8 protein-coding genes and 1 CRISPR repeat array are annotated in these 11,869 nt (G+C 37.0%); of the genes, 7 read left to right on the top strand and 1 reads right to left on the bottom strand.

What is annotated here, in order from left to right; genetic code table 11:
- Positions 1-368: 368 nt before the first annotated feature.
- Positions 369-848: a DsrE/DsrF/DrsH-like family protein gene (locus tag Q0929_RS07600; protein ID WP_299239426.1), complete on the bottom strand. Its 480-nt coding sequence runs from the start codon at positions 846-848 to the stop codon at positions 369-371.
- A 359-nt stretch (positions 849-1,207) separates the two neighbouring features.
- Between Q0929_RS07600 and Q0929_RS07605 the strand changes: the two genes are divergently transcribed.
- From Q0929_RS07605 to pyk, 7 genes are all read left to right on the top strand, one after another.
- A complete protein-coding gene (locus Q0929_RS07605; RefSeq protein WP_299239428.1) occupies positions 1,208-2,584 on the top strand; it encodes a sigma-54 dependent transcriptional regulator in 1,377 nt (458 codons plus the stop codon).
- Between the two features lie 295 nt (positions 2,585-2,879).
- The gene (locus Q0929_RS07610; protein WP_299239429.1) at positions 2,880-3,389 is read left to right on the top strand and encodes an arsenate reductase (azurin) small subunit; all 510 of its coding nucleotides are present in this window, start codon (positions 2,880-2,882) and stop codon (positions 3,387-3,389) included.
- 14 nt (positions 3,390-3,403) lie between these two features.
- Entirely contained in the window at positions 3,404-6,025 is a 2,622-nt protein-coding gene (locus Q0929_RS07615) for an arsenate reductase (azurin) large subunit (protein WP_299239430.1), read from the top strand.
- Between the two features lie 54 nt (positions 6,026-6,079).
- Positions 6,080-7,387, top strand: a complete 1,308-nt coding sequence (locus Q0929_RS07620) for a hypothetical protein (protein WP_299239432.1) — start codon at positions 6,080-6,082, stop codon at positions 7,385-7,387.
- Between the two features lie 303 nt (positions 7,388-7,690).
- Positions 7,691-8,278, top strand: a complete 588-nt coding sequence (locus tag Q0929_RS07625) for a hypothetical protein (protein WP_299239433.1) — start codon at positions 7,691-7,693, stop codon at positions 8,276-8,278.
- Positions 8,279-8,417: 139 nt separating this feature from the next.
- Positions 8,418-9,341 carry a signal recognition particle-docking protein FtsY gene (ftsY, locus tag Q0929_RS07630; RefSeq protein ID WP_299239434.1) on the top strand — a complete coding sequence of 308 codons (924 nt, stop codon included), beginning with the start codon at positions 8,418-8,420 and terminating at the stop codon, positions 9,339-9,341.
- 6 nt (positions 9,342-9,347) lie between these two features.
- Positions 9,348-10,745: a pyruvate kinase gene (gene pyk / locus Q0929_RS07635; protein ID WP_299239436.1), complete on the top strand. Its 1,398-nt coding sequence runs from the start codon at positions 9,348-9,350 to the stop codon at positions 10,743-10,745.
- Between the two features lie 145 nt (positions 10,746-10,890).
- Positions 10,891-11,771: direct repeats of the CRISPR family, unit length 29 nt; unit sequence CTTTATAACCCACACGGTTCAGATGGAAC.
- Positions 11,772-11,869: the final 98 nt, after the last annotated feature.

Here is an 11,869-nt window from a genome sequence, read left to right on the forward strand (position 1 = left end):
CGTTTTACAAGTTGTTTATTATATTCTTTCCAGTCTCTTTTCATAAAAACCTCGCCAATTTTTAAGTTTTTAGGTATAATTTTATATGATATTACAATTAAATTGTAAAAGTTTTTGGACAATATCTCTACAATCTATTATGTACTGTCAATTCTTGAATTGTCTTTGTATGATAGTTCATAAATTTTTTCAGCACTATTTCATCAACTATTTGCTTATAAAAAATAAAAATTTTGTAGAATTTTATATTTCTTGTTTTAGATAACAAAAGATTTAAGTGAACCATTTAATGCTTAACTTTAAAATAAAAGAATTTCAAAGGGAGACATTTTCTCCCTTTTATAATAATAGTAATTACTTAAACGTCATTAAAAATTCAAAACTATCGATTTATCGCCTGTATTTACAAAGCTTAAAAAAGTTGCAGCTCCAACTGGTTTCTCCACACCCTCTATTAAGTCATCAACCGTATAGCCAAAGAGAGTCATTGCTGTCTGGCATGGATATAATTTTACCTCTAAATCTTTTGCTTGTTGGATTAGTTGTTCTAAAGATGGGACTTTGTGTTTTTCCATCATTCCTTTCATCATAGATGTTGCAAAATCCATCATACCCGGCATTATTGTTAGTATCTGTGGCACAGGAACAGGCATAGGCATTGCCGGATTTCCTACCGGAGAAACTTTTAAATTTTTATGTTTTTCTTTATGAATTGCATTTAATCCATAAAAGCTAAAGAACATCCCTACTTCCATACCCATAGCCGCAGCTGTAGTCCCAATTATAAAAGCAGGTAAAACTTTATCTAAGGTTCCACTTAAAACGATGATTCCAACTCTTGTTGTCATTTCCACTCCATATATAAAATTATAATTTCTATATTTATCATATTTATATGAATATTTATTTGAAAATGATATATATCATAAATACTCTAATGATAACTTAGATAACTTAAGTTGCCACCTTGACCAACCTTGAAATGTCATAAGAAAAAATAACCATATGGATTTTCAAAACAAAGCCTGTAAAACTTATAAAGATAGCAATACAAAGATAGCAACTTGATTTAAAATATACTATAAATATAACTATATATAATATCCTTGCAAGGAGTAACCAAAAAATTGAAAAAACTTATTAACTATTTATCAAAAGAAATAGGAACATTGATTCTCTATCTTTTTAGAACAAAGGAGGCGGATAAATGGTTCATGTCCTCAATAAAGATAAAAATATGAGAGTATTAGTTGTAGATGATGAATGCTGTGTATTAAATTTCGTAAAAAAGATCCTTAGTACAAAGGGTTTTGAAGTAATAACACTACAATCTTCTAAAGGTTTAGAAGATTATCTACCAATAAGCAACTTGCTTTTGATAGATATAAAGTTGGAAGATGAGAATGGAATAGATGTAGTAGAAAGGTTGAGGACAAAAGGTTTTAACATCCCAGTAATTTTTTTAACCGACTATACAGATGCGAATACAGTAATAAGTGCATCAAGATTTTCTGCTACAAATATACTTAAAAAACCTTTAAACGCCGAAGAGCTTTTACGAGTTGTAAAAGAGATGTTGGGATTTAACCTAAATCCTGATATTCCATATAGTAAAGAGTTTAAAGTAATCGGCTCTTCAAAGGCTATGTTTGAAGTTTTTAAAAAAATAGGTTTAGCTTGCCAAAACGATCTCAATGTTTTGATAACCGGAGAAACAGGTGTGGGAAAGGAAGTGGTATCACGGTTAATCCACGAAAATAGCCCGAGAAAAGAAAAACCTTTTGTTATATTACATTGCCCTGCCATACCTTGGGACCTCTTCGAAGCAGAGCTGTTTGGATATGTAAAGGGAGCCTTTACGGGTGCCTTGGTAGATAAAAAAGGAAAGGTAAAGTTAGCTGAAGGTGGAACCCTTTTTTTAGACGAAATAGGAGACATTCCTTACAAACTTCAAGCAAAGCTTTTGGCTTTTGTAGAAAGAAAAAGCTATTTCTCATTGGGAAGCTCCAAGGAAGAGAAAGCAGACGTTAGACTTATTTTTGCTACAAACAGGGACCTAAAAAAAATGGTAGAAGAAGGAAAATTTAGAGAAGATCTGTATCATAGAATAAGTCAAATGGATATCTACATACCACCTCTTAGAGAAAGAAAGGAAGACATAAAACAGTTAGTCGATTATTTTATAGCTTTTGCTAACGCAGAAATAGGAACCATGGTTGAAGGGGTGGAAGAAGAAGCTATGAAAAAGCTAATGGATTACTCATTCCCAGGGAATGTACGTGAGCTAAAAAACCTGATTTATAAGACAGTTATTGAAACAAAATTTGGGAAAATAAAAGATTTTGATATACATCCAGAAAAAACAACTGTTTACAGTACAACATGTTCTTTTGATAGATTTATAGATATGTTGCTTGACTCAACGCCGGAAGAGGATCTTCCTAATCTTCTTGAAAGGATAGAAGTCTATCTTATAAAAAAACTTCTCGAAAAATACTCAGGCAACAAGTCAAAAGTGGCAGGTCTTTTAGGAATATCCCGAAATACCTTAGAAAATAGGTTAAGAGGGATTTTTTCAAATTAAACGTTTAAAGTGGTCGATTTATTATTCTGTCGCTGATAACTTATCAACCATTACTCTTATCTCTCTCTTATATTTCGCTGATTTTTCATTTCTTCACTTTGTCATAAAGCTTCCATTCCAAATGAATTTTTAAATTTATTCAGACGTTGTTCAATTTTTGAACATAACCCTATAAAAATTTGAACATTCAAAAAAATCTACTGATAAAAATCCTTAATTTTTAAAGGTTTTAAAATTTGGCACAAAGTTTGCACTACATTATAGCGCTAATTAAAACTAAGTAGGAGGTACAGCAATGTTTATGACGAAGATCTCACGAAGGACCTTTATCGGTGGAAGTGCGGCTATGGTTGCACTTTTATCTACGCCAGAGTGGGCATTAGCTCTTATAACCCAGCCATACCCAAGGGTAAAAATAGCCAACATTAAGGACTTAAAGGTAGGAGAGCCGGTAAGCTTTAATTACCCAGATGAACAATCTCCAGCAATTCTTATTAAGCTTGGAGAGAGGGCTGTTGGTGGTGTGGGACCAGAAGGGGACATCGTAGCCTACTCGTCATTATGTACCCATAAGGGCTGTCCTGTTAGCTATTCTAAAAAGAGGTTTGTTTGTGCTTGCCATTACTCAATGTTTGACCCTGCAAAAAATGGGCAAACATTCCAGGGGCATGCATCTGAATGGCTTCCTCAGATAATTTTGCGTTTTGAACCAAGAACTGGAAACATATACGCAGAAGGGGTAGAAGGGCTAATATGGGGAAGAATTAGAAACATTTTAAAATCTAGCAAAATAGGCAAATTATAAAGGAGGTACAAAACATGGCAGTATTTGAAAGAAAGGATAGCATACCAATTCCACCAAAAGATGCACAAAAATTTACATCACCTTGCCAGTACTGCAACGTAGGTTGTGGTTATAACATTTATAGATGGCCTGTGGGCAAGGAAGGTGGGCTAAAGCCAAACGAAAATGCACTGGGTATAGACTTTACTAAACAAGGAGTAGCCCTGCAAAGTCAAGCAATAACCGAAACTATGTATAGCGTAGTAAAAGGAGAAGACGGCAACCTTTACAACGTATTAATAATACCAGCAGAAGACTCGCCCATAAATAGAGGGAACTACTCTATAAGGGGAGGGGCTAATGCAGAGGCGACATATTCACCTACAAAGCCCACAAGAGAAAGAGTGCACCAACCATTAATTAGAGTTGGGGATGAGTTAATGCCAGTTAGCTGGGAAGAGGCAATAGATTTAGTCGCAAGAGTAACCAAAGGTGTCAAGGATAAATATGGTCCAGATTCAGTAGCTATGAAAATACACGACCATGGAGGCTCTGGTGCTGGGTTCGAGGAGAACTGGGCAGTTGGGAAATTCTTCTTCATAGCAGTTGGTACAAAAATGTTATCTATACACAATAGACCGGCCTACAACTCCGAGGTTTGGGGTCAAAGAGAGAGAGGAACTCATGAGCTTAACTATACTTATGAGGATGCAAGACTTGCTGATACCATAGTACTTTGGGGTGCCAACTCTTTTGAAACTGCTTCTGTTTTCTACACAGAACACATGCTTCCAAACCTTCAAGGCGCAACCATTGATGAAAAGAAAAAAGAGTATTTAAAGGGAGAGCCAGCAGAACCTGCAAGAATGATCGTTATAGACCCAAGAAAAACAGCCAGCGTAAAAGTTGCAGAGATTGCTGCACCTTATAGAGTTCTTCATTTAAGACCAAATCTTGGAACAGACTACGTACTTGCAAATGCTATAGCAAGAGCCGTATGGGAAAAAGGATGGTGGGATAAAGAGTTCGTAGAGAAGAGGACAGATTTAAATACTTTTGAAGAATATAAGAAGAAATCGTTAATGCTTGACGTTCCTTATGAAGAGTTTATGAGTAGAGTAGAAAAACTAACAGGGGTAAAGAAAGAAGATATAGAAAAGGCGGCTGAATGGATAGCAAGTCCAAAATCAGGAAACTTTAGAAGGAGAACGCTTACCATATACGAAAAAGGTGTAATATGGGGCTATAAAAACTATGATACGATTGCAGCCATAGCCCAACTTGCTGCGCTTACTGGGAACTACGGAAAACCAGGTACAGGATGCGGAAGACAGGGAGGACACCAAGAGGGCTATGTCAGACCTCACAGCAAATCCAGAGCGAAACTTGTTGGTTCTGTATATGCTGGCGGACCGCCTCCAAACATCGATGAGTATGTAAAAAATGACCCAAAAGCAAAGGTCTATTATATATCTGGAACAGACCCATACCTATCTACACCAAACGCACAAGCTTACAAGAAAAGAGTCCGTGAGAGAACCATGGCACTTACTAAGTATCTATCAGAGCAGGCAAGCTTATCTGGAGAACCAGCTGGCTCAGAAGAGAGAGCTAGAAGAATATTAGAAGGTCTTGAAAAAACAAATGGTTTATTTATGGTAGTTATTGATATGTATAAAACTGAAACATCAAGGGATGCACATGTAATACTTCCTGCTGCGGGTTGGGGAGAAAAACCTACTACCTATATAAACTGTAACAGTAGACTGCTCAGAATTGCGGAACAATTTATGGCACCTCCAGGAGATGCAAAACCAGACTGGTGGATATGGGGAAGAATTGCTATAAGAATGAAGGAATTATATGAGGCTGAAGGAAACCATGAGGAAGCTAAATACTGTGCTGGAATGGATTGGAAAACCGCTGAAGAAGTTTTCTTAGATGGAGCAAATGAATTCCCAGACAATAGGGTTTCAGAGGCAGATGAAGCAACTCTACCAGCAGAATGCTACAGAGGTGTTACATATGAATATCTCAGAAAAGTAGGTCAGAAAGGTATACAAACTCCTGTTCGCATAGACCCTAAAACCGGAGAGCTTGTCGGCACAAAAAGAAGATACGTACACAGATTTGGAACTCCGGATGGTAAGTTTAAATGGTATGGAACTGACCCATGGGAGCCAGACCCATTAAAATTCTATCCACCAGAAATCACCAAGTACCTCCAAGGAGGAAACGATAGTAAATACCCATTCTGGCTTACTACGGGAAGAAACCAATTAATCTTCCAAACAGGCTACAATGACAGATACCTTCCAGAAAAGGTTGCAACTATTCCTTTACCATACATAGAAATGAACCCAGAAGATGCAAGAAGACTTGGAATTAATAGCGGAGATATAGTTGAGCTTTATAACTTAGAAGGTAATGCAGTGGCGTTGGTACATGTAAACGATGCTCCTCCTCCTGGAACTGTATTTAGTATAATGTACCACTGGAAAGGTTCTTTCAATCACCTTACCACCAGCTATACCGACCCAAAAACCACTATTCCTTGGTATAAGGCTTCAAGGGTTGCGATAAGAAAGCTTAAAGGAAATCTTGAAGATATCCTAAAGAATACATCCTTGTTGCCAACAAATGATTTTAGAAGCTAAGGCTGTAGGGGGCATATGCCCCCCTTAATAAATAAAAATTTTAGGAGGTTAAACATGAAAAAAGTAGCAAGTGCAGCAATTTTAGGTGCAGTCATTTTATCCCCAGCGTATGCTGTGGAGATCACAAGTCTTAAAGACAAGGATGTTGGTATTGATTTCGGCATTCAGTACCGTGTAATGTACAACAACTCTAATATCCAGTCTAATAACCAATATGATTTCTTTAGACAAAGATTAAGACTTAACTTTGATGTAAAAACCCAAGCAGGCGTTGGGGGCTTCTTCCAGCTTGAATACAGAGGCGGTTGGGGTGGTGCATCACCAGATAAAAGCGACCCAAGGGACGCTTATGCAGTAAACGCATTTAATAGACTTCAGGCAAGAGGCGTAAGATATGGTTATCTTTACTTCCCAGCTGGACCTGGCACCGTGCTGGCTGGTATCCTCCCTGCCAACGACCAAGTAGACCAAATGCTCTTTTCTGCAGACTGGGACCTTAACATTGGTGGAATAGCATACGCAGGAAAGGTAGGAGATATTGACTACAGGCTTGCTTATGTAAGACTTGTAGAAGGAGCATTTTACAGAAACACTGCGGTAAAGGATAAAGACCAGCACTTCTTAGTTTTAGACTTAAACTCTAAGCTTGGCGGGCTTAACGCCGGCATCCACTATTATGGAACTTATGGAAAGATATGTCAGAAAGGAAACAGCTGCAACGCAAGCGATTTCTATACTCTAAACCAAACATGGATTGGCCCTACTTTAACCTATAAGCTCGACCAAGTAAACCTTCATGCTGCAGTTCTTGCAAATAGCGGTAAGAAAGCAAACACCAGCAACAGTGGATGGCTTGCAAGGCTGGAAGGTTCTACAAAACTTGGACCTGCAACTTTAAGTCTTCTTGGTGTGTATTCTACTGGAAAAGATAACGGAAATGGTTTTAAAACGGTACACAGTCTTTTGAAAACAGGCGGATACTGGGCATACACTTACATCTTTACCCCTCACGGACCATCTGACGTGAATGACTTTGGCCTCGAGCCAGGTAATAAAGGTTATGGTCTTACAACAGTTCAGGCAAAGGTTGACTTTCCTATCACAGAAGGTTTATCAGTGCAAGGTGTTGTAGGAACGTTTAGGTCTAACAAAGATATGGGAGGAAATGGCAAAAGCCTTGGTACAGAAGCTGGAGTTACTCTCGCAGCCAGTGTAGGAAAACATATGACTTTAGAATTTGGCGGTGCAGTAGCATCTCTTGGCAACGCTGGAAGAGCTATGTACAATCAACCAGATTCAAATACGGTGGTTACAAAGAAATCAGTTAATGAAATATTCTCAAGACTTCAACTTGAGTTTTAGCCTCCTGCTGCTGTTATCCTACTACAGCTTGCCCGCATAGCTGCGGGCTTTTTATTTTATTATATTTTGAGTCAGAAGAATATACCTTAAGTGAGAAGTTGACAGTTTTTATAAAATTTAAAAAATGAGATCCTTCGGCCTTACGGCCTCAGGATGACAGAGAAAGTGAAAGCATCTTAACAATTACCTTATTTGTCATTCTGAGCGAAGCGAAGAATCTCATGTTTTTGTCGAATTTCTCACCCGAGGTATAATATTGCTTTAAATATTTTTTTAAAAATATATATGGAGGATATAATCAAGATGAAAAAAATTGCAATTCTTTTATTCGGTACAACTTTCTTGTTTGGTTGTGGGACAGTAAAGAATGTGCTTGGAAGCTTTGAAACCAATAAACCAAGTTTAAAAACAGAGTCAGAAAGCTCCATTAAAGTAAAGGAACTTCGTATAAAAGTTATAGAAGGCGTAGCAAGTTGCCGGGAGCTTTTAGATGATACGGTCGCAAGACCACAGGCTTGTGGAAAGTGTGAGCTTATTCAGGAAGGACAAACACTGAAAGTTATAGAAACAGAAGGTTGTGTCAAATATAATGCCTTTGGTTGTGTTACAAAAGACGGAAAAGTTTTTGTAATAAATAATTTATCATGCGAGCCTGTGGCTGAGGGGATAAACATTAAGAAAGAAACATCTGATGAAAGAGACCTCAAAGCTTCAACTTGCATTGTAAGAGTTGTTGGTGAGGATTGCATAGCTTACATAAGAGCCAAGAAGAAAACCAAAATACTATATACAAGAGACTACGGCGGAGAATTTGATGTTACAGTCCAGATGGATCCAGAAACAGCAAACGAAGTAAAAACCATGGGCTGTGTAAAATGGGTAAATAAATAAGAAATCCACCGTCCTCGGCTTTACAGCCTCTGGATAGAAAAAAAATTAATAATTAAGCGTCTGAAAGATGTAAACGTCTCATATTATCACAAAAAGTCTCTTTGCAATGATAAAATATTAATCAAACTAACTTTAAGAGGTGCAGGCGTTGTTTAAATCTTTCTTTGAAAAAGTCAAAAAAGGTCTTGAAAAAACAAAAAAACAATTAGCTGAAGGCTTTAGCAAGATTTCCTTTGGAAGAAAGATAGATGAGTCATTGTTTGAAGATATAGAAGCTGTTTTGCTTAAGGCAGACGTTGGAGTAAAAGCTACTCAGGAGATAATACAATTTTTAAGAGAGGAGAGCAAAAAAAGAAAAATCACAGAAGGTGAGCAGTTAAAAGAGTTATTAAAAGAGAAAATATACGATATTTTAAAGGATTGTGAAGGAAGGCTGACATTTTTAGGTGAAAAGCCGGATGTTTTATTATTTCTTGGAATTAACGGAAGTGGAAAAACTACAACCGTTGGAAAGTTAGCTTATATGCTAAAACAAGACGGCAAATCGGTAGTCCTTGCTGCGGCAGATACGTTTAGAGCTGCGGCAATAGACCAGCTTGAAGTATGGGCTAACAGAGTAGGAGTTAGAATTGTAAAACATCAACCAGGAGCAGACCCATCTGCGGTTGTTTTTGATGCTATAAACAGTGCTAAAGCTAAAGGCGATAATGTTGTTATTGTTGATACAGCCGGAAGGCTTCATACAAAAGAACATCTGATGAAAGAACTACAAAAAATTAAAAAAACGATTGCTAAATTTTCTGAAAATCAACCGGTAGAAACCTTATTAGTCTTGGATGGAACGATAGGTCAAAACTCAATAAATCAAGCAAAAACATTTAAAGAAGTAACGAATGTAACCGGTATTATTATCACAAAGCTTGATGGAACGTCAAAAGGCGGAGCAATCATTCCTATCTGTAAGGATTTAAAAATACCAATCAAATTTATCGGCGTTGGCGAAGGAATAGATGATTTACAACCATTTGACGCAAAAGAGTTTGTAGATGCACTGTTTGAGTAAATAGCCATGCTAAACCTACCAGAAATCAAAACAAAGATTGTATGCACCATTGGACCGACATCTTCTGATGAAGAGACCATTAAAAAAATGATTCAAAACGGCATGAATATTGCCAGAATTAACTTTTCTCACGGCTCTTTTGAATCTCATCAAAAAGTCATAAATCTTCTTAGACAAACAGCAAAATCTTTAAATAAAAGAATAGTTATCTTAGGAGACCTGCCCGGACCAAAAATCAGAATTGGAGACTTGCAGCCTCTTGATGTAAAAGTTGGTGATAGGTTAATCCTTTCAGATAAGCCACAGGAAGGAGTCATTTCTGTTAACTTAAAAGATTTTTCTAAGTACTTAAAAGTTGGGGATGTTATTTATATAAACGATGGATTTTTACAGTTTAAGGTTGAAGATATAAAAGATGATAAAGTTTATGTTGTAAGTTTAACAAATGGGAAGCTTACTTCTCGTAAAGGTATAAACCTGCCGAACGTAGATTTACCATTAAAAGCCATCGGAGAATTTGAGAAAAAATGCATTGAGTTTTCAAAAGAAGTTGAGATTGATGCTTTATGTGTATCCTTTGTTAGAGATAGGCAGGATATTGTAGATGCAAGAGAGTATGCAAAAAGTATAGATTACCATCCTTTTTTGATCGCAAAGATAGAAAGACCAAAGGCAGTAGAAAATATAGATGAGATTATACAAGAAGCTGATGGGATAATGGTTGCAAGAGGAGATCTTGGCATAGAAACGCCGATAGAGTGTATAGCAATTACACAAAAAAGAATCATTAAAAAAGCAAATTTAGCCGGAAAACCGGTAATTACTGCAACACAAATGCTTGAATCTATGATTGAAAGCGTTAGACCAACACGAGCGGAAGCAACGGATGTAGCAAATGCAATATTAGACGGAACAGACTGTCTCATGCTATCGGCAGAAACCGCCGTTGGCAAATATCCAGATATAGCAGTTTTAACATTAAAAAATATTGCAAAATGCATAGAAAAAGAAAGATATGAAAGTCCAATGTATGAAGTGCTTTTGAAAGACCTTTCAAAATCAAACTCACTCCAAGATACTATGGCACTAAATGCCTTTAACTTAGTGAAAAACCTGAATCCTGACTTTGTTATAATTCCAACATCAAGCGGAGCCACAGCCAGAAGAATGAGCAGGTTCAAACTTCCTGTATGGATAATTGCTGTTTGTTTTAATAAAAATGTAGAAAAAAGCTTAGAATTTTCATATGGTGTTTATCCAGTATACGAAGAACAAATGCCAAAAAATTGGAAAGAGTATATTAAAAATCTAACATCATTAAAAAATGGCTATTTTGTATTAATCAAAGGTCCTTCTGAGAAAAATCCGGATGAAAGTAATACGTTGGAAGTGATAAGGGTTTAATGGAAGATACTTAAGTATATAAGTCCCAATCTTTCTAACCCACACTGTTAAGATGCGACTTTAACGTGAGAAGTGAAACGTGGAATGTGAAACGTAGAAAAAATTTAAAAACCCGTCTCACATCTCACGTCTCACGTTTCAACTCTTACATAACCCACACGGTTCAGATGTAACTGACTGAGTGCAAGTCTTCTATTAAATCTCTACAGCCTTTATAACCCACACGGTTCAGATGTAACTAATAAATATTCTCACGCCTAACGCAAAATTAAAACACTTTCTAACCCACACGGTTCAGATGTAACGGAAAGGTGGCATAAAATCGAATATAGGTTATATTGCTTTATAACCCACACGGTTCAGATGGAACAAAGATGTATAGCTTTGACATTGTACTAACAAGAGACTTTATAACCCACACGGTTCAGATGGAACAATTGTACTATATATCTTGAAAAGTCGTGTATTAAGCTTTATAACCCACACGGTTCAGATGGAACCATGGCCAAAATAGAGACAGGGATTATAGCAGACTCCGCTTTATAACCCACACGGTTCAGATGGAACGGGTATTTTCTGCTCGTTCTTGGCGTTGGGTTGTGGCTTTATAACCCACACGGTTCAGATGGAACGGGTATTTTCTGCTCGTTCTTGGCGTTGGGTTGTGGCTTTATAACCCACACGGTTCAGATGGAACGGGTATTTTCTGCTCGTTCTTGGCGTTGGGTTGTGGCTTTATAACCCACACGGTTCAGATGGAACCTAAATTTTCCATCTATTTATTCTTGAACAGAGTAGCTTTATAACCCACACGGTTCAGATGGAACTAATCGTTTGTATCTCATTGAATAATTTTTTTTAAAACTTTATAACCCACACGGTTCAGATGGAACAAAGATCCGCCGCCTTTCGTTTTTCCTCCTATCCCAACTTTATAACCCACACGGTTCAGATGGAACTTTTCTGACAGCGATAAGACCAACCAAAGCACCAACAACTTTATAACCCACACGGTTCAGATGGAACCCGTTAACTTTTAACTCAAAAATAAAATCGCTTTTAACTTACTCTATCAATATTCTGATAATCATTATACCAAACTTTTAAAAAATCCGCAAGTTGAA

Origin of the sequence: Sulfurihydrogenibium sp. (assembly GCF_028276765.1) — a bacterium.
Lineage (GTDB): Bacteria > Aquificota > Aquificia > Aquificales > Hydrogenothermaceae > Sulfurihydrogenibium.

Coding starts and splice junctions, on each gene's coding strand:
- Q0929_RS07615 (WP_299239430.1), top strand. CDS start 3,404: ATGGCAGTATTTGAAAGAAAGGATAGCATACCAATTCCACCAAAAGAT.
- Q0929_RS07620 (WP_299239432.1), top strand. CDS start 6,080: ATGAAAAAAGTAGCAAGTGCAGCAATTTTAGGTGCAGTCATTTTATCC.
- Q0929_RS07605 (WP_299239428.1), top strand. CDS start 1,208: ATGGTTCATGTCCTCAATAAAGATAAAAATATGAGAGTATTAGTTGTA.
- Q0929_RS07600 (WP_299239426.1), bottom strand. CDS start 848: ATGACAACAAGAGTTGGAATCATCGTTTTAAGTGGAACCTTAGATAAA.
- Q0929_RS07610 (WP_299239429.1), top strand. CDS start 2,880: ATGTTTATGACGAAGATCTCACGAAGGACCTTTATCGGTGGAAGTGCG.
- Q0929_RS07625 (WP_299239433.1), top strand. CDS start 7,691: ATGAAAAAAATTGCAATTCTTTTATTCGGTACAACTTTCTTGTTTGGT.
- pyk (WP_299239436.1), top strand. CDS start 9,348: ATGCTAAACCTACCAGAAATCAAAACAAAGATTGTATGCACCATTGGA.